The following is a 17,763-nucleotide window of genomic DNA, read 5'->3' on the forward strand; positions in this document are numbered from 1 at the left end:
GCGTTCGGAGTTGCCTTGAAGCTCGCTGATCTGGCTGCTGCGCCGGACCAGCGGCGCACTGCGCGGCTGCTGCTGCGCGTGCCAGGCCCGGCAGACGGCGCGCTGCTGATGGACAGCTTCAACGCCTCGCTGCCGGCCTACCGCTTCATCCACTGGGCACAGCGCCGCAGTGGTCCGTTCACGCTGCAGGAGGCCGCAGACCTGGGCGGCCGGCTGCTGGGCTACCACCGCAGCGGCAGCTCGCTGCACTACCTGGTGTTGCGGACGGCCGAGGCCGGCGCCGAAGCGGGCGCCGTCGTTGGCCTGATCGACCTGCACAGCTTCGACTTCGAAGCGCCGCGGGTCGAGCTGGGTTATGTGGGCGACGTGCGCCAGGCCGGCCGCGGCCTGATGCGCGAAGCGGTGATGGCGGCGACCGAGATCGCCTTTGAACTCGGCTTCATCCGCGTGCAGGCCTTGAGCGATGCACGCAACACCCGCGCGCTGCACTTCGCCGAATCGTTGCCGGGCTTCCGGCGCGAAGGCGAGCTGCGGGGCTACGAACCCGATCCCTGGGGTGCGCCCACGACCCAGGTCATGTTTGCCGCGCTGCGGCCGGGCCTGGTGCTCGCCACCGAGCCGCCGCCAGCGCCTTGATCCACGCTAGGAATTCGCCTTGTTCAAGAACCTGATCGTCTACCGCATCGGCCCCGACTGGGTGCCGGACCTCGGCGCCGCGCTGGAAGCCTTCGAGCACGAACCCTTCGTGCCCTGCGGCGCCACCCAGCCCACGTCTTCTGGCTGGACGCCGCCGCGTGGCGTGGTGCATGCGCCGCTGGTCGAGAGCATTGGCGGCCAGTGGCTGATGAAGCTGATGGTCGAGCAGAAGGTGCTGCCGTCGTCGGTCGTCAAGCGCCGCACCGACGAGATTGCCCACCACATCGAGCTGCAGACCGGCCGCAAGCCGGGCAAGAAGCAGCAGAAGGAACTCAAGGAGCAGGCCACGCTGGAGCTGCTGCCGATGGCCTTCACCAAGCAGTCCGCGGCGCAGGCCTGGATCGACCCCGAACGCCGCCTGCTGATCCTCGACGCCGGCAGCGCCAGCCGGGCCGACACGGTGGTCACGCACCTGGTCAAGGCCTTGCCCGGCTTTGCGGTGCAGTTGCTGCAGACCCGCTGCTCGCCGGCCGTGGCCATGGCCAACTGGCTGTCCACCGGCGAGCCGCCGGCAGGCTTCAGCGTGGACCGCGAATGCGAGCTGAAGTCCACCGACGAGATGAAATCCGTCGTGCGCTATGCCCGCCACCCGCTGGACACCGACGAGGTGCGCCAGCACATCGAGCTGGGCAAGCAGCCCACCCGCCTGGCGATGACCTGGGCCGAGCGCATCTCGTTTGTGCTGACGGACCAACTGCAGGTCAAGAAGCTGAAGTTCGAGGATGTCGTCTTCGAAGGCAAGCAAGGCTCGGCCGACCGACCCGAGGACGCCTTCGACACCGACGTGGCCATCACCACCGGCGAGCTGGTGCAGCTGATCCCGGACCTGATCGAGGCGCTGGATGGCGAGCTGCAGCCGGGTGAGCTGCCCTCCGAGCTGACCGGTGCGGCACCCGCGGCCAAGCCCGCTGCGGCCGCATCGCCGGCCGCGCCAGAGGCTTCGCCTGCCTTGGCGACCGACACCGCGCCCTGGGACTGAAACCCGGCCCTGGTGCATGGTGCCCCGCGGCGGTGCGGGGGGCGCGAGGGTTGCGATGCCAGCCGTGACATCCGACCGCCGGCCTGACCCATCGCTGGGCGACAGGCCGCGACACGGCATGGTGCGGATCTTGATCGATACCTGCATCCCGATCAGCGCCCCATGAACGCCGCCTTGCCCACCGCCACCCTGGATCCGCCCCCGCCGGACGCGCAGCCCGCTGTGCACCAGCAGGTCGTGAAGATCCGGCGCGACTACAACCTGTGGGTGGCCAGCGAGACCATGGAGGACTACGCGCTGCGGTTCACGCCGCGCGCCTTCCGCAAGTGGTCCGAGTGGCGGGTGGCCAACACGGCCTTTGGCGCCGCGTCCTTCCTGGTGCTGGAAGCCGTGGGCGCCACGCTGCTGGTGCGTTACGGCTTTGCCAATGCCTTCTGGGCCATCCTGGCCACTGGCCTGGTGATCTTCCTGGCGGGGCTGCCGATCAGCGTCTATGCGGCCCGGCATGGCGTGGACATGGACTTGCTGACGCGCGGCGCCGGCTTCGGCTACCTCGGCTCCACGCTGACCTCGCTGATCTACGCCAGCTTCACCTTCATCTTCTTCGCGCTCGAAGCCGCGGTGATGGCCTATGCGCTCGAGCTGGCCTTCGACATCCCGCCGGTCTGGGGCTACCTGCTCTGCGCGCTGGCGGTCATTCCACTCGTCACCCATGGGGTGACCATCATCAGCCGGCTGCAAGTCTGGACCCAGCCGCTGTGGCTGCTGATGCTGGTCGCGCCGTATTTCTACGTCTTCCGCGAGAATCCGGGCCTGCTGAAAGGGCTGGTTGCCTACGCTGGCGAGAGCGGCCGCTTCCCCGGCTTTTCGCTGCAGGCCTTTGGTGCGGCCATGACGGTGGGCGTGGCGCTGATCACGCAGATGGGCGAACAGGTCGACTACCTGCGCTTCATGCCCGAGCTCACGCCTGCCAACCGCAAGCGCTGGTGGTTTGGGGTGCTGGTCGGCGGCCCGGGCTGGGTGCTGCCGGGCGTCTTGAAGATGCTGGGCGGCGCGCTGCTGGCCTGGCTGGCCATCGAACATTCGGTGCCGGTGGACCGCGCGGTCGACCCGAACCAGATGTACCTCGCGGCCTACGAATACGTGTTCCCGCACTACGGCCTGGCGGTCGCGGCCACGGCCTGTTTTGTCATCGTCTCGCAGCTGAAGATCAACGTCACCAACGCCTACGCCGGCTCGCTGGCCTGGTCCAACTTCTTCTCGCGGCTGACCCACAGCCACCCGGGCCGCGTGGTCTGGATGGTGTTCAACATCGGCATTGCGCTGATGCTGATGGAGCTGGACGTGTTCCAGGCGCTGGGTGGCGTGCTGGGCCTGTTTTCCAACATCGCCATCGCCTGGATCATGGCGGTCGTCGCCGACCTGGTGATCAACAAGCCGCTGGGCCTGAGCCCGCCCGGCATCGAGTTCCGCCGCGCCTACCTGCATGACGTGAACCCGGTCGGCGTCGGTGCCATGGGGCTGGCCTCGCTGCTGTCGGTGGCCGCCCACCTGGGCGCGTTTGGCGCCATGGCCCAGGCCTTCTCGGCGCTGATCGCGCTGGTCACCGCACTCGTCGCGTCACCGCTGATCGCCTGGTACACCGGTGGCCGCTACTACCTGGCGCGCGAACCGGAAGCGCCGGAGAGCCACACCGAGCGCGGTGACGGCCGCGGCGGCTACGCCCGGCTGCGCGCCCACACCTGCGTCGTCTGCGCCCGCAGCTACGAAGGCGAGGACATGGCCCGCTGCCCCGCGTATGGCGGCTTCATCTGCTCGCTGTGCTGCACGCTGGACGCCCGCTGCGGCGACCAGTGCAAGCCGCAACAACGCGCGGTGGACCGCTTCTGGCAGGCCTGGCGCCAGTTGCTGCTGCGCGTGCTGCCGCAGCGCCTGGCGCCGCAGGTCGACACCGGCCTGGGCCAATACCTGCTGCTGATGGGCCTGATCGTGCCGGCGCTGGGCGCGCTGTTCGGCCTGCTGTACCACCAGGAGCTGAAGGTGCTGGTCGAGCGCGGCGGCGAGGTCGCGGCGCAGTTGGCGCCTTCGCTGCAGGGCAGCTTCGTGAAGGCCTATGCGGCCCTCTTGCTGGTCTCGGCCGTGGTCGCCTGGTGGCTGGTACTGGCGCACAAGAGCCGGCAGGTGGCGCAGGAAGAAACGCTGCGCCAGACCGAGGCGCTGATGCGCGAGATCGCCTCGCACCAGCAGACCGACCTGGCGCTGCAGCAGGCCAAGCGCGTGGCCGACGCCGCCAACCAGGCCAAGACCCGCTACATCACCGCCATCAGCCACGAGCTGCGCACGCCGCTCAACAGCATCCTCGGCTACGCCCAGCTGCTGGAGGATGACGACAGCATGCCGGCCCACCGGCGCCAGGCCGTCAGCGTGATCCGCCGCGGCGGCGACCATCTGCTGAGCCTGATCGAAGGCACGCTGGACGTGGCCCGCATCGAAGGCGGCAAGCTGACGCTGGACTTGAAGCCCATGCGCTTTGCCGACTGCCTGCACGAGCTGGCCCGCATGTTCGAGCTGCAGGCGCAGGGCAAGGGCATCCGCTTCGTCTTCGAGTGCGGCGACACGCTGCCCGAATGGGTGCGCGCAGACGAACGCCGGCTGCGCCAGATCCTGATCAACCTGCTGGGCAATGCCGTCAAGTTCACGACCTTTGGCCATGTCACGCTGCGCGTGGCCTACGCACGTGAGATGGCCCGCGTCGAGATCATCGACTCCGGCCCCGGCATGAGCGAAGCCGAGCTGGCGCGGGTCTTCGAGCCGTTCGTGCGCGGCTCGGCCGCCGGCAGCGCCAGCGTAGGCGGCACCGGCCTGGGCCTGACCATCAGCAAGATGCTCACCGACCTGATGGGTGGCGAGATGACGGTGCACAGCATGCCTGGCCACGGCAGCACCTTCCGGCTTCGCCTGTTCCTGCCCGAAGTCAGGGGCGGGCAGGGCGGCCAGGTCAGCGCACCGCGCGCCGCGCACATCGGCTACGAAGGCCCGCGCCGCTGCATCCTGGTGGTCGACAACGAAGAGGCCGACCGGCAACTGCTGGCCGATCTGCTGCAACCGCTGGGCTTCGTGATCGAGCAGGCGGCGTCTGGCGAAGAAGGCCTGGCGCGGCTGGCCACGCTGCAACCCGACGCGATCTTCATGGACCTGGCGATGCCCGGCATCGACGGCTGGGAGACCATCCGCCGGCTGCGCGCCCAGGCGCTGTCCACCGCGCCGGTGGCGGTCATTTCGGCCAATGCCTTCGACCAGGGCCTGGACAACATCGTCGGCCTGCCGGCGTCGGATTTCCTGGTCAAGCCGGTGCGCCTGGCCGACCTGCTGGACTGGCTGGGCAGCCGGCTGCAGTTGCGCTGGATCGACGCCGCGCCGCGCCGGGCCGAGCCCGTTGCAGAGCCCGTTGCCGAGGTGCTGCCCCCGGTCGAAGCACTGGAGGCGCTGCAGGAACTGGTCGGCCTGGGCTATGTGCGCGGCGTGACGCGCAAGCTCGACCAGATCGAGGCCGAGCACCCGGCCGCCACGGCCTTCGTCGCCCGGCTGCGCGCGATGGCTCGCGGCTTCCAGCTCGATGCCATCCAACACACCTTGACGAAAGCCCTCGATGAACGCCGCCGTGCTGGATGAAGGCCCGGAAGACCCTGGCAACGGGCTGGACGCCGGCACTGCCGAGCGGGTGCTGATCGTCGACGATGTGCCGGACAACCTCGCGGTGCTGCACGACGCGCTGGACGAATCCGGCTACACCGTGCTGGTCGCCACGCATGGCGAGGCCGCGCTGCAAAGCGCCCGCCAGGCGCGGCCGGACATCGTGCTGCTGGACGCGGTGATGCCCGGCATGGATGGCTTCGAGGTGGCCCGCCGCCTGAAGGCCGACCCGGCCACCGCCGCCATCCCTATCATCTTCATGACCGGGTTGACCGACACCGAACACGTGGTCGCCGCCTTCGCTGCCGGCGGCGTGGACTACGTGACCAAGCCCATCCGCACGCGCGAAGTGCTGGCCCGCCTGGCCACGCATTTGCAAAGCGCGCGCAGCCAGCGCCAGGCCCGCAACGCGCTGGACGCCTTCGGCCACGCCACGCTGGTGGCCCGCGAGCGCGATGGCAAGCGCGTCTGGCAGACCGGGCTGGCGCGCGAGCTGATGGCGCGTTATTTCCCTGAGGTGCCTGAATCGGCGATGCCGGCCGAAGTGCAGGCCTGGCTGGCCCGCGAGGCGCTGCGCCGCCGCGCCGGTGCCGAGGCCCAGGCGCTGACGGTGGCCCGTGCCGCGCAGCGCATCTCTTTTGCGCTGCACCCGATGAACGGCGAGCAGTTCAGCGAAGGCGAGTGGCTGCTGGTGCTGCGCGAAGAGTCCGAGACGGCGCTGCTGCAAGCCCTGTCCCAGGCCCTGCCGCTCACCGCGCGCGAGGCCGAGGTGCTGTACTGGGTGATCCAGGGCAAGACCAACCGCGACATCGGCGACATCCTCGGCACCAGCCCGCGCACCGTGCACAAGCACCTGGAGCACGTCTTCGAGAAACTGGGCGTGGAGACGCGCACCGCGGCTGCGGCGCTGGCGCTGGGCAAGGTGCGGCGGCAGGGCGGCGATTGAGCCCGCCTCAGCGAGTCAGTTCCCGCAGCCTTGCCAGATCTTCCCGCCGGTAGGTCGCGTCCAGCTGAGGGTCGTTGCCACCCTGGTCCACATTGCTGCGCGCCAAGCCCTGTGCCCGAGAGCCCGGCATTTCGTAGAAGTTCACTGGCACCGGCTCGATCTGCCTCACCGGAAAGCCTTCCCACAGCGCTACCGCATTGAGCCAGATGTCATCCGCCCGTGGGCAGCAGCTCAGGAAGTCCAGCCCGCGGGCCCGCAAGGCGAGCTGCATCGCAGGCGGGTAGATGATGCCTGACACGCCGGTGGCAAAGTGCAGCAGGCTGGGCTCTGTCGAATGGCATTTGGGCCAGCGCTTGTAGGGCTGGAGATGTCCGTCTGTCGTGAGCGCGATCACATAAGCGCGAAAGCAGTGCAGGGCTGTGTCGTCGGCCAGGTACGCCTGCTGCAATGTCTGCAGCCATTGACGCGGATACAACTGATCGTCGTCTGCGGTGACCAGCGGCAGGCTTGGTGCAGGCTCCAACATCACTTGCGGGAAAAACTTCGTGTGAGGGCCAACATCCCGGCAGCCGCGAATTTCGAGCCCACGCGACTGCTGGCGCACCAGGGAGGCTGGCAAGCCCTTGTCGATGAGGCTTTGGTCCAGCCACAACACCAATCTGCTCGGTTTCAATGAACCATTGGCGATGGTCTCCAGCGTGTAGAAGACCGTAGGCAGCCTGACCGCCGTCGTCGTGATCGAGAGTACCGGGCCGCCTGGCGAGGTCATTGGTGACTGGCTGTGCACGTTCTGATGGCGCAGTCGGGCCAACCAGACGGGCCGAACGCAGCGCTTCACGGCCCGCCGAAGTTTCGCCGAGAGCCGGTATCGGACCTGCGTCAGCGCCGAGGCCTGGATAACCTGAACCATGTCACCTCCGCAAGGGTATGGCCACATCAGCGGACCGGAGTGTAGGCAACGCCAGTTCAACAGGCGATGGGCACCTGCCCTGAAGGTCGGGCTTTGGACTGACTTGCCCGGATTTGCTAGGCGGGCTTCGGCCTGGATCTGGCAGTCGCAGGCTGGGTCTGAGCGTGCAGCCATGCCCAGTCTTCGCTGCGAAATGTCGCGGCGAGTTGCACATCATTGCCGCCGCTGTCCACGTTGCTGCGGGCCAGGCCTTGCTGGCGCGAGCCGGGCAGTTCCGGGAAGTCGCGCGGGAGCGGCACGACCTGCCGGGTGGGAATGCCTTCCCAGGTGGCCACCGCGTTCAGCCATACGTCGTCTGCGCGGGGGCAGCAGTCTGCGAAACCCTCGCCGCGCCGGTGCAGGGCTTGCTGCATGGCCGGGGGGTACAGCACGCCGGAGCAGCCAGTGAAGAAGTTCAAGGGGCTTGGCTGCATGGATTCGCAGCGGTCCCACTGCTTGTAAGGTGCAATGCTGCCATTGGCTTGGAAGCGCAAGCGATAGGCCCGGAAACAGTGGATGACGGTGGGCATTGCGCGATGCGCCTGGTGGAGCCGGGCCAGCCAGTCGCGTGGGTACAGGTGATCGTCGTCGGCCGTCACCAGTGCCACATCCAGAGGCGTGTCGGACATCACGTAGGGGAAGTACTTTTTGTGCGGACCCCAGTCTTTGCAGTACCGAATCTCCAGACCGCGCCTGGCCAGACGCTGAAGCGTGTCTGGCAGCGGTTGGGCGTGCAGCGCATCTTCAAGCCAGAGAATCAACCGGCTGGGACGCAGACTGCCTTGGGCAATCGTCTCCAGCGTGTAGAAGACGGTGGCCACCCGGGGGCCAAAGCTGGTCAGCGAGACCACCGGGCCGTCATGGCCCGTGACCGGTGTTCTGCTCAGCGCGTTGGCCCGGCGCAGTTCCCGCAGCTTGAGCTTGCGCCAGGGACGTTTGATGCTGCGGCGGAAACGGGCGACCAATCGGTCTGCTGCGCGGGCAAGGGCAGAGGTGTCGGCGAGTGTCATGCAAAGCGCTCAGGTGGCGGTCCATGTGGGTCGGCTCGCTGACAGACGCCTACGGGACCGGGGCGCCGCAGTTTACCGGCGCAGGCAGGTCCAGGCCCTTCGGCCACAATGCAGCAGATGCATGTCCCTGTCGCCGAGTCAGCCCCGATCGACGCCGTCATCACCTGGGTCGACGGCAGCGATCCGCGGCACAGGGCGAAGCTCAATGCGTACTTGAGCGAGATCGGCCGGCAGCCGGCGGCGGCCGCTGCCACGCGCTTCCAGTCGGTCGGCGAGATCGACTACTGCGTGGTCTCGCTGTTGCGCTTCGCGCCATTTCTGCGGCGCATCCATGTGGTGACCGACGAGCAGGTGCCGGCGCTGTTCGAGCGTGCGCAGCACTGGCCGGCCGAGTGGCGAGACAAGCTGGTGCGGGTCGACCACCAGCAGATCTTCGCCGGGCATGACGATGTCACGCCGAGCTTCAACAGCCGCGCCATCGAGACGGTGCTCTACCGCATTCCCGGACTGGCCGAGCAGTTCGTCTACTTGAACGACGACTTCATGCTGGTCAAGCCGGTGCGGCCCGAGCACTGGTTTCGCGATGGCAAGCCGGTGCTGCATGGGCGGTGGCGATCGGCGCCTGAGCTGCGCTGGTCGCGCCGTCTGCGCGCGCGCTGGGCAGCGCTCATCGGCCGGCCCGCGAAAGACAAGCGGCCCAGCCACCAGGATGCGCAGGCGCTGGCCGCGCGCCTGGCCGGCTACGAGCATCGCTTCCTGGAGCACGACCATCATCCGCATCCCTTGCGGCGCAGCACGCTGGCGCGCTATTTCGACGACCACCCGGAAGTCCTGCGCCGCAACATCTCGCCGCGCTTGCGCGACGCGTCCCAGTTCCTGGCGCAGATGCTGGCCGGCCACCTCGAAGTGCGCGCTGGCACCGCATGGCTGGAGCCGTCCTCCCAGACGGCCAACATCAAGCCGGATTCGCTGTCGCCGGCACAGCTGGTGCGGCGTTTGCGCGCGGTGGCGCAAACGCCCGATCTGCTGTTCGTCTGCATCCAGAGCCTGGACCAGGCCTCGCCGGCAGCGCAGGCGACGGTGCTGGCCTGGCTGGATGCGACGATTGGTCGGGACCCGGTGTGAGCCGCTGGCCGCCCCGGCCAAATCCACATGCTTTTGACGGGGAAATGACACCATTGTGAAGATGTGTAAGCGCTTGGCGAAAATGCGCCAATGCTTGTCACTGTCCCCCTTGCCAGGCGATCCGCGCTGGCACCAGCAAACGCATTCACCACCACCCCTGCCAGTGTGCAGCCCACTGCCGCGCTGCACACTGCCGAGCCGATAGACGCCGTCATCGCCTGGGTGGATGGCCAGGACCCACGCCACCGCGCCAAGCTGGAGGCCTACCTGGCCCAGTTGGGCTGCAGGCCTGCGGCGGCTGCCCCCACACGGTTCAACTCCGTGGGCGAGATCGACTACTGCGTGGCGTCGCTGCTGCGCTTCGCACCATTCCTCAGGCGCATCCACATCGTGGCCGATGAGCAGGCGCCGGCCTTTTTCGAGCGGGTGCAGGAGTGGCCTGCCCAGGCCGGGGAGAAGCTGCGCCTGGTGGACCACAAGGCCTTGTTTGCCGGCCATGAAGACTGCCTGCCGACCTTCAACTGCCGCTCGATCGAAACCCTGCTTCATCGCATTCCGGGCCTGGCCGAGCAATTCGTCTACCTGAATGACGACTTCATGCTGATCAAGCCGGTGCAGCCGGAAGACTGGTTCCGCGACGGCCAGCCGGTGCTGCGCGGCCACTGGCGCGTGGCGCCGGAGCAGCGCTGGCACCGCCGGCTGCGCGACTGGTGGCAGGCGAGGCGGGGCTCGCCCGTGCCGGATCGCCGACCGGGCCACCAGGAGGGACAGGCGCTGTCAGCCCGGTTGGCGGGCTACGACGGCCGCTACCTGGAGCACGACCATCACCCGCATCCCTTGCGCCGCTCGACGCTGGAAGCCTATTTCGCGGCGCATCCGCAGGCCTTGCGGCAGAACATCGTGCACCGCTTGCGCGACGCCCGGCAGTTCCTGCCGCCGATGCTGGCCGGGCACCTGGAGATCCGGGCCGGTAGCGCTGCGCTGCAGCCCGATCCACAGACCGTCAACCTGAAACCGGCCCGTACCGCACCCGGCCGGCTGGCACGCAAGCTGCGCGGCGCCGCGGGCGATCCCGCTGTGTTGTTCGCCTGCATCCAGAGCCTGGACGAGGCGCCGTCCGATGTTCAAGGCATGGTGGTGCAGTGGCTCGACCAGGTGGTGGGACCGCTGGACCAGGTGCTGCGCCAGTTCTGCTGAACGGCGCAGCCTGCACTGCCGCATTTCAGCCGTAGCGTTGTGCCTGCGCCATCTGCGGCTGCGGCGTCTGCAGGCGGCGCTGGCGGGCTTCCAGCAGGCGCTGCACCAGCTTGCAGATCTGCCTGGCCTCGTGCTCGTCGATGTCCTGGCCCTCGATCACCGAGCGCTTGAACTGGATGCCGCTGACCACGCCGCTGTGCTCGATGAAGCCCAGCGTCAGCGTGCGGTTCAGCAGGTAGTAGGCCGCGGCGAACAGCAGGCCGAAGCCGATGACCACCGCGCCGATCGTGCCGCTGCTGGGCTCTCGCATCAGCGAGCCGGCCACCAGGCCAAAGAGCAGCACGATGGAAAGCGCCGTCTTCCACGGCTTGTGATAGCCGTAGTAGGTCGACGAGATGCTTTCCAGCGGGATCAGGCGCGCTTGCACGCCCGACAGCGACGAGCGCGTGAACTCCAGCCGCTCGATGCCGACTGCGATGCGGGTGGTCGGATCCACGCGCAGCCGGGCGAGCAACCAGGCAATCAGGCCGCCGTTGCGGCCCACGATGTGCACATAGTTGCCCTGTTCATCGACAGGCTTGTTACCGCTCTTCCATGACTTGATGACGAACGCCCCCACGACGGTCCTTTCATGCTTTTATGTACGGCTGTGCAGATTGTGGCAGAGCGCCCTGCTGCTGCGTGTCGCCAGCGTGTGAAGTGGTCCCTGTTCCGGGAGTCTCGCTTGCCTGCTGTGGCTGAGCCGACACGAGCTGTCGGCACGCTGTCCATGCCTTTGGCACTGTCATCGCCGCGTCGTGCGACCCGTTGAAGCTGGCATGCATCTGCCACTGGCAACCCGCCGACCATGAGAATCCTGCACATCGTCCTGTCCCGCGGTTTCGCCGGTTCCGAGCGCTCCACGGCCGAGTCCTGCAATGCGCAGTGCGAGCGCCACGACGTGGCCCTGGTGCTGCGCAGGGATCACCGCAGGAACGGCGCCAGCATCCGTGACCACCTGGACCCGCGGGTCCAGTGCTTCGAGCTGCCACGCTTCTGGTTCACTCGCTGGCACCTGGGCCGGGTGCTGCGCCACTGGCGGCCCGAGCTGGTGCACGGCCACCTGCGCCGGGCCACCCGCCTGATCGCCCAGCTGAAGCCTCCTTGCGCATCTGTCTCCACTTTGCACATCGGCGTCAATGGCCCGCATTTCCTGCAGATGGACGGCCTGGTCTGCAATGCGCGCTGGCAGGTGCGGCAATTGCCGAAAAGCTATACCGGCCAGGCGCTGAAGGCCCACAACTCGCTGACTCCGCACCGCCGTCTGTCAGCGGAAGAAATTGCCGGGCTGCGCGCCAGCTGGGGCGTTCAGCCAGGCGAACTGCTGGTGGGCGGCGTGGGCCGGCTGACCGACGTCAAGGGCTGGGACACCTTGATCGCCGCGGTGCGCAGCCGCCCGGAGCTGAAGCAGCTGAAGCTGGTGCTGTTCGGTCTCGGCGCTGCGGAAGCTCGGCTGCAGGCCCAGGCCGCGGGCGATGCGCGCATCCAGTTGCTGGGCTTCCGGGCCGACGTGAAGGACTGCTACCAGGCCTTCGACGTGTTCGTCTGCCCCTCGCGCTTCGAGCCGCTGCCGCGCGTGGTGCTCGAAGCCATGGACGCCGGCACGCCAGTCATCACCTCGACGGCCGACGGCTGCCGCGAGCTGGTCGAGGACCACGGCGGCGAACTGTTCCCGATCGGCGACGTGCCGGCCCTTGCCGCCCTGCTGGCCGACCATGTGGCGCGCCCCCGTGCTCGCCACCGGCCCGACCTGTCGGCGCATGACATCGCGGTCAGCGGCCAGGTCATGCTGGGCTTCTACCGCGAGCTGCTGGCCCGCCGCGACCGCCAGCTGCTGACCGAAGCCGACGCCGAACTCGCGCTCTGAGGCGTCACTGCGTGGGCCCTGCACGCGTCACCTATACGCCAACCTGCGTATAGGTGCGAACCCGGGCGGCTCCTAAGCTTGCGTCAGCCGTGAGACACGGCACACCGCCTCGCCTCAGAGGCTTGGCTGACACATACCCCACAGGTTTCGGAGCACCCACCCCATGAAAATGTCCCGCCGTTCGATCACCGCGCTGGCTGCCGCTGCCTGCGCGCTCGGTTTCACCTCGCTGGCCCAGGCCGCCGACACCATCAAGGTCGGCATCCTGCACTCGCTGTCCGGCACCATGGCCATCTCCGAGACGGTGCTGAAGGACGTCGCGCTGATGACCATCGACGAGATCAATGCCAAGGGCGGCGTGCTGGGCAAGAAGCTGGAACCGGTCGTTGTCGACCCGGCCTCCAACTGGCCGCTGTTCGCCGAGAAGGCCAAGCAGCTGATCGACCAGGACAAGGTGGCCGTCGTCTTCGGCTGCTGGACCTCGGTCTCGCGCAAGTCGGTGCTGCCGGTCTTCGAAGAGAAGAACTCGCTGCTGTTCTACCCGGTGCAATACGAAGGCGAAGAGCTCAGCAAGAACGTGTTCTATACCGGCGCAGCGCCGAACCAGCAGGCCATTCCCGCAGTGGAATACCTGATGAGCAAGGACGGCGGCGGCGCCAAGCGCTTCGTGCTGCTGGGCACGGACTATGTGTACCCGCGCACCACCAACAAGATCCTGCGCGCCTTCCTGCACAGCAAGGGCGTGGCCGACACCGACATCATGGAGGAGTACACGCCCTTCGGGCACTCCGACTATCAAGGCATCATCGCCAAGATCAAGAAGTTTGCCGGCGAAGGCAAGAAGACCGCCGTGATCTCGACCATCAACGGCGACTCCAACGTGCCCTTCTACAAGGAACTGGGCAACCAGGGCCTGAAGGCGACCGACGTGCCGGTGGTGGCCTTCTCGGTCGGTGAAGAAGAGCTGCGCGGCGTGGACACCAAGCCGCTGGTCGGCCACCTGGCCGCGTGGAACTACTTCATGTCCATCAAGAACCCGACCAACACGGCGTTCATCAAGGAATGGAGCGACTACGCCAAGGCCAAGGGCATCCCGGGCCACAAGGACAAGCCGCTGACCAATGACCCGATGGAAGCCACCTACATCGGCATCCACATGTGGGCCCAGGCGGTTGCCAAGGCCAAGTCCACCGACACCGACAAGGTCATCGCCGCAATGGCCGGCCAGACCTTCAAGGCGCCGGGCGGCTTCACCTCGACGATGGACAAGGAAAACCATCACCTGCACAAGCCGGTCTTCATCGGCGAAGTGAAGGCCGACGGCCAGTTCAACGTGGTGTGGAAGACCCCGGGCCCGGTCGTCGCCGACCCGTGGAGCGACTACATTCCCGAGAACAAGGGCAAGAAGAACGTGCCCGAGAAGAAATAACCCCCCTACCGCAGCAAAGCTGCGGCCCCAGCCGTTGTTGACTGGGGCGCCACCAGTGGACCGGCAGAGCCGGATCCACGGCGGCTGCTTGAAGGCGCGGGCGGCGTTGGCGGCCCGCGTTTCTTCTCAATCGAGGGTTCTCGAGATGATTCGATTTCTTGCGGGACTCGGGCTGGTGTTGTTTGCGGCGCTGCCTGCGCACGCCCTCACGACTGAGCAGGCCAAGGCCATTTCGTCGGGGGACACGGATGCCCGCGTTGCTGCGCTGAACGATGCTGTCGCGCGTGCTGATACCGGCTTGCCCAAGCTGGTTTCGGCGCTGCTGGACGATGCCGTCAAGCTCACGCCGGCGCAGGTGCTGATCGTCGACGGCGAGAAGGTCACCGATGCGGCCACCGGTGCCATCGCCACGCTGCCGGAAGACGCCGAAGACGTGGTCAACAACAACCGCATGCGCGGCGCCTTGCAGGCGGCGCAGGCGGGTCTCAAATTGCTGTCACCGGATGTCGCGCTGCGCCGCGAAGCGGTGACCGAACTTGCCAAGGACACGCTGGACCCTTCCCAGCTGCCGTTGATCGACAAGGCGCTGGCCGCCGAAACCGACGCTTCACTGAAAGACCGCCTGGGCCTGATGCGCGCCGCGTTGCAGATCGCCTCGCCGGACAAGGCGCAGCGCCTGGCCGCCGCCCAGTCATTGGGCGAGAGCGGCATGTCGCAGGTCAAGAGCCTGTTGCAGGCGCGCCTGGCCGATGGCGGCGAGACCGACGCCGAAGTGCGCGGCGTTTTGCTCAGCTCGGTCGACAAGGTCTCGGCCCGTCTTGCCTGGGGCGAGCGTCTGGGCGTGGTCTTCACCGGCATCAGCCTGGGCAGCATCCTGCTGCTGGTGGCCCTGGGCCTGGCCATCACCTACGGGCTGATGGGCGTGATCAACATGGCCCACGGCGAGCTGATGATGATCGGCGCCTATGCCACCTACCTGGTGCAGAACCTGTTCAAGGCTTACCTGCCGGGCCTGTTCGACTGGTACATCCTGCTCGCGGTGCCGGCTTCGTTCCTGGCCGCCGCGCTGGTCGGCGCGGTGCTGGAGCGGCTGGTCATCCGCTGGCTTTATGGCCGGCCACTGGAAACGCTGCTGGCGACCTGGGGCATCAGCCTGGTGCTGATGCAGGGCGTGCGCGGCCTGTTCGGCGCGCAGAACGTGCCGGTCGAGAACCCTTCGTGGATGTCCGGTGGCGTGGCCGCGATGAGCAACCTCACGCTGCCCTACAACCGCCTGGCCATCATCGTGTTTGCCTTTGCGGTGCTGGGCGGCGTGGCGCTGCTGATCGCCAAGACACGGCTGGGCCTGTTCGTGCGCGGCGTCACGCAGAACCGCCGCATGGCCGCCTGCATGGGCGTCAACACCGCCCGCATCGACACCTACGCCTTCTCGCTGGGGGCAGGCATCGCAGGCCTCGCCGGCTGCGCGCTGAGCCAGGTCGGCAACGTCGGCCCGGACCTGGGCCAGAGCTACATCGTCGACTCCTTCATGGTCGTCGTGCTCGGCGGTGTGGGCCAACTGGCAGGCACCGTCTACGCTGCCCTGGGCCTGGGCGTGTTGAACAAGCTGCTCGAAGGCTGGGCCGGCGCGGTGCTGGCCAAGATCATGGTGCTGGTCTTCATCGTCGTCTTCATCCAGAAGCGCCCGCAAGGCATCTTCGCAATGAAGGGCAGAAGTGCTGAAGCTTGATCGCCTGATGCCCGACGAATCAACGGAATGAGCGAGATGACCACCTTGAAGCTTCCTCCTCCCAAACGCGGGCTGCTGCTCGGCAAGGCCGGTTGGACCGGGCTGATGCTGGCGCTGATCGTCGTCACGGTGCTGGCGCCGTTGCTGAACCTGGTGGTGCCCGAGGGCAGCGTGTTCCACCTCAGCGACTACGCGGTGGCGCTGATTGGCAAGATCATGTGCTACGCCATCTGCGCGCTGGCGATGGACCTGATCTGGGGCTACACCGGCATCCTGTCGCTGGGCCACGGGCTGTTCTTCGCACTCGGCGGCTACGCGATGGGCATGTACCTGATGCGCCAGATCGGCCATGACGGCAACTACAAGAGCGACTTGCCGGACTTCATGGTCTTCCTCGACTGGAAGGCGCTGCCCTGGGCCTGGGCCTGGAGCGACTCGTTCATCTTCCAGATGATCTGCGTGGTCGCGGTGCCGGGTGTGCTGGCGCTGATCTTCGGCTTCTTCGCCTTCCGCTCGCGCATCAAGGGCGTGTACTTCTCCATCATCACGCAGGCCATGACTTTCGCGGCCATGCTGCTGTTCTTCCGCAACGAGACCGGCTTCGGTGGCAACAACGGCTTCACCGACTTCAAGCGCATCCTCGGCATTCCCATCGCCCAGCCGTCCACCCGCATGGTGCTGTTCGTGCTGACCGGGCTGGTGCTGATCGGCTTCTGGGTCATGGCGCGCTACCTGGTCAACAGCAAGTTCGGCCGCGTGCTGCAGGCCATCCGAGACGCCGAGACCCGCGTCATGTTCACCGGCTACGACCCGCTGGCCTACAAGCTCGCGATCTGGACCCTGTCGGCCATGATGTGCGGCGTGGCAGGTGCGCTGTACGTGCCGCAGGTCGGCATCATCAACCCCGGCGAGATGAGCGCGGCTTCGTCGATCGAGATCGCGGTCTGGGCCGCAGTCGGCGGCCGGGCCACCTTGATCGGCCCCATCGTCGGCGCGTTTTTCGTCAACGGCGCGAAGAGCGCATTCACGCAGATCTTCCCGGAGTTCTGGCTGTACTTCCTCGGCGCGCTGTTCATCGCCGTCACGCTGTTCCTGCCGAATGGTCTGGTCGGTCTGGTCGCGCAACTGCGGGAACGCGCCAGCACGTCGGCCAAGCTCAAGCAGTCAAGGGCTGCCGAACAAGGTGCGGACCCAGCCACCGAGATTGCACAGGAGGCCCGCGCATGACCCCCGAACTGCAGGAAGCCGGCGCCGCCCAGCTGGCCGCCGCGCAAGCCAGGTTGCAGGAAGCTTCTTCCGGCGGCCGTGACGCGGCCTTCGGCCGCGTGCTGCACGGCGCCCAGCCGGACTTTGCGCACGGCGTGGCGCTGTACCTGGACGAGATCACCGTCAGCTTCGACGGATTCAAGGCCCTCAATGCGCTGAGCCTGGCGATCAACGTTGGCGAGCTGCGCTGCATCATCGGTCCCAACGGGGCAGGCAAGACGACGATGATGGACGTCATCACCGGCAAGACGCGGCCGGACCACGGCACGGCCTCCTTCGGCTCCAACATCGACCTGCTGCGCCTGCGCGAAAACGACATCGCGCAGATCGGCATCGGCCGCAAGTTCCAGAAGCCTACGGTCTACGAGCAGCTCAGTGTGTTCGAGAACCTGGAGCTGGCACTGAAGGCCGACCGCCGCGTGCGCGCCAGCATCTTCTCGCGCCTCACCGGCACCCAGCTGGACCGCATTGCCGAGATCCTGCAACTCATTCACCTGCTGCCCGAGGCGCAGCGCACCGCAGGCCTGCTCAGCCATGGCCAGAAGCAGTGGCTGGAGATCGGCATGCTCTTGATGCAGGACCCCAAGCTGCTGCTGCTCGACGAGCCGGTGGCCGGCATGACGGACGAGGAGACAGAACGCACCGCCGAACTCTTCCTGTCGCTCGAAGGCCAGCACTCGCTGGTCGTCGTCGAACACGACATGAAGTTTGTCGGCGAACTGACGCAGGGCTGGAAGAAGGTCACGGTGCTGCACGAAGGCAGCGTGCTCGCCGAAGGCACGCTGGCCGATGTGCAGTCGAATGAAAAAGTGGTCGAAGTCTATTTGGGACGCTGAGC

At 67.2% G+C, this 17,763-nt stretch carries 14 protein-coding genes; 11 read left to right on the forward strand and 3 right to left on the reverse strand.

All coding sequences use genetic code 11. The features are described from left to right. Window positions 1-15 precede the first annotated feature (15 nt). The 4 genes from LRH25_RS24375 (at window position 16) to LRH25_RS24390 (ending at window position 6,314) form a co-directional block, all read left to right on the forward strand. Window positions 16-636, forward strand: coding sequence for a GNAT family N-acetyltransferase (locus tag LRH25_RS24375; RefSeq protein WP_141289032.1), 621 nt, complete (start codon window positions 16-18; stop codon window positions 634-636). 19 nt (window positions 637-655) lie between these two features. Then, entirely contained in the window at window positions 656-1,675 is a 1,020-nt protein-coding gene (locus LRH25_RS24380; protein ID WP_231012656.1) for a recombination-associated protein RdgC, read from the forward strand. 162 nt (window positions 1,676-1,837) lie between these two features. Then, window positions 1,838-5,347: a hybrid sensor histidine kinase/response regulator gene (locus tag LRH25_RS24385; RefSeq protein ID WP_141290008.1), complete on the forward strand. Its 3,510-nt coding sequence runs from the start codon at window positions 1,838-1,840 to the stop codon at window positions 5,345-5,347. Further along, window positions 5,325-6,314 (forward strand): response regulator, encoded by a 990-nt coding sequence (locus LRH25_RS24390; protein ID WP_231012658.1) that lies wholly within the window; start codon window positions 5,325-5,327, stop codon window positions 6,312-6,314. Before LRH25_RS24385 ends, LRH25_RS24390 begins: the two co-directional genes overlap by 23 nt. A 7-nt stretch (window positions 6,315-6,321) precedes the next feature. On the opposite strand, the gene LRH25_RS24395 is transcribed toward LRH25_RS24390, so the two are convergent. Then, a complete protein-coding gene (locus LRH25_RS24395) occupies window positions 6,322-7,224 on the reverse strand; it encodes a hypothetical protein (RefSeq protein WP_231012661.1) in 903 nt (300 codons plus the stop codon). A 116-nt stretch (window positions 7,225-7,340) separates the two neighbouring features. After that, a complete protein-coding gene (locus LRH25_RS24400) occupies window positions 7,341-8,273 on the reverse strand; it encodes a hypothetical protein (protein ID WP_231012663.1) in 933 nt (310 codons plus the stop codon). A gap of 117 nt (window positions 8,274-8,390) precedes the next feature. Here LRH25_RS24400 and LRH25_RS24405 point away from each other — a divergent pair, with 117 nt between their 5' ends. After that, the gene (locus LRH25_RS24405; RefSeq protein WP_170200794.1) at window positions 8,391-9,398 is read left to right on the forward strand and encodes a stealth family protein; all 1,008 of its coding nucleotides are present in this window, start codon (window positions 8,391-8,393) and stop codon (window positions 9,396-9,398) included. Window positions 9,399-9,563: 165 nt separating this feature from the next. After that, entirely contained in the window at window positions 9,564-10,595 is a 1,032-nt protein-coding gene (locus LRH25_RS24410) for a stealth family protein (RefSeq protein WP_170200795.1), read from the forward strand. A gap of 25 nt (window positions 10,596-10,620) precedes the next feature. Here the strand turns inward: LRH25_RS24410 and LRH25_RS24415 are convergent, their stop codons facing one another. After that, entirely contained in the window at window positions 10,621-11,214 is a 594-nt protein-coding gene (locus tag LRH25_RS24415) for a hypothetical protein (protein ID WP_141286684.1), read from the reverse strand. Window positions 11,215-11,442: 228 nt separating this feature from the next. Here LRH25_RS24415 and LRH25_RS24420 point away from each other — a divergent pair, with 228 nt between their 5' ends. From LRH25_RS24420 to urtD, 5 genes are all read left to right on the forward strand, one after another. After that, window positions 11,443-12,501 (forward strand): glycosyltransferase, encoded by a 1,059-nt coding sequence (locus LRH25_RS24420; RefSeq protein WP_141286682.1) that lies wholly within the window; start codon window positions 11,443-11,445, stop codon window positions 12,499-12,501. Window positions 12,502-12,670: 169 nt separating this feature from the next. Then, a complete protein-coding gene (gene urtA / locus LRH25_RS24425) occupies window positions 12,671-13,930 on the forward strand; it encodes an urea ABC transporter substrate-binding protein (RefSeq protein ID WP_141286696.1) in 1,260 nt (419 codons plus the stop codon). A 145-nt stretch (window positions 13,931-14,075) separates the two neighbouring features. Continuing rightward, the gene (gene urtB, locus LRH25_RS24430) at window positions 14,076-15,659 is read left to right on the forward strand and encodes an urea ABC transporter permease subunit UrtB (RefSeq protein WP_141286680.1); all 1,584 of its coding nucleotides are present in this window, start codon (window positions 14,076-14,078) and stop codon (window positions 15,657-15,659) included. 36 nt (window positions 15,660-15,695) lie between these two features. Next, window positions 15,696-16,886 (forward strand): urea ABC transporter permease subunit UrtC, encoded by a 1,191-nt coding sequence (urtC, locus tag LRH25_RS24435; protein ID WP_141286677.1) that lies wholly within the window; start codon window positions 15,696-15,698, stop codon window positions 16,884-16,886. Beyond that, window positions 16,883-17,761 carry an urea ABC transporter ATP-binding protein UrtD gene (gene urtD / locus LRH25_RS24440; RefSeq protein ID WP_141286675.1) on the forward strand — a complete coding sequence of 293 codons (879 nt, stop codon included), beginning with the start codon at window positions 16,883-16,885 and terminating at the stop codon, window positions 17,759-17,761. The genes urtC and urtD overlap by 4 nt, the downstream gene beginning before the upstream one ends. Window positions 17,762-17,763: the final 2 nt, after the last annotated feature.

The sequence above is a fragment of the Ideonella azotifigens genome (genome assembly GCF_021043325.1).
GTDB classification, from domain to species: domain Bacteria; phylum Pseudomonadota; class Gammaproteobacteria; order Burkholderiales; family Burkholderiaceae_C; genus Ideonella; species Ideonella azotifigens.

What these genes read in the sequence shown, in the direction of transcription:
- LRH25_RS24400 (WP_231012663.1), bottom strand. Translation starts at nt 8,273, where the DNA reads ATGACACTCGCCGACACCTCTGCCCTTGCCCGCGCAGCAGACCGATTG.
- LRH25_RS24385 (WP_141290008.1), top strand. Translation starts at nt 1,838, where the DNA reads ATGAACGCCGCCTTGCCCACCGCCACCCTGGATCCGCCCCCGCCGGAC.
- LRH25_RS24420 (WP_141286682.1), top strand. Translation starts at nt 11,443, where the DNA reads ATGAGAATCCTGCACATCGTCCTGTCCCGCGGTTTCGCCGGTTCCGAG.
- urtC (WP_141286677.1), top strand. Translation starts at nt 15,696, where the DNA reads ATGACCACCTTGAAGCTTCCTCCTCCCAAACGCGGGCTGCTGCTCGGC.
- LRH25_RS24390 (WP_231012658.1), top strand. Translation starts at nt 5,325, where the DNA reads ATGAACGCCGCCGTGCTGGATGAAGGCCCGGAAGACCCTGGCAACGGG.
- LRH25_RS24395 (WP_231012661.1), bottom strand. Translation starts at nt 7,224, where the DNA reads ATGGTTCAGGTTATCCAGGCCTCGGCGCTGACGCAGGTCCGATACCGG.
- LRH25_RS24405 (WP_170200794.1), top strand. Translation starts at nt 8,391, where the DNA reads ATGCATGTCCCTGTCGCCGAGTCAGCCCCGATCGACGCCGTCATCACC.
- urtA (WP_141286696.1), top strand. Translation starts at nt 12,671, where the DNA reads ATGTCCCGCCGTTCGATCACCGCGCTGGCTGCCGCTGCCTGCGCGCTC.
- urtD (WP_141286675.1), top strand. Translation starts at nt 16,883, where the DNA reads ATGACCCCCGAACTGCAGGAAGCCGGCGCCGCCCAGCTGGCCGCCGCG.
- urtB (WP_141286680.1), top strand. Translation starts at nt 14,076, where the DNA reads ATGATTCGATTTCTTGCGGGACTCGGGCTGGTGTTGTTTGCGGCGCTG.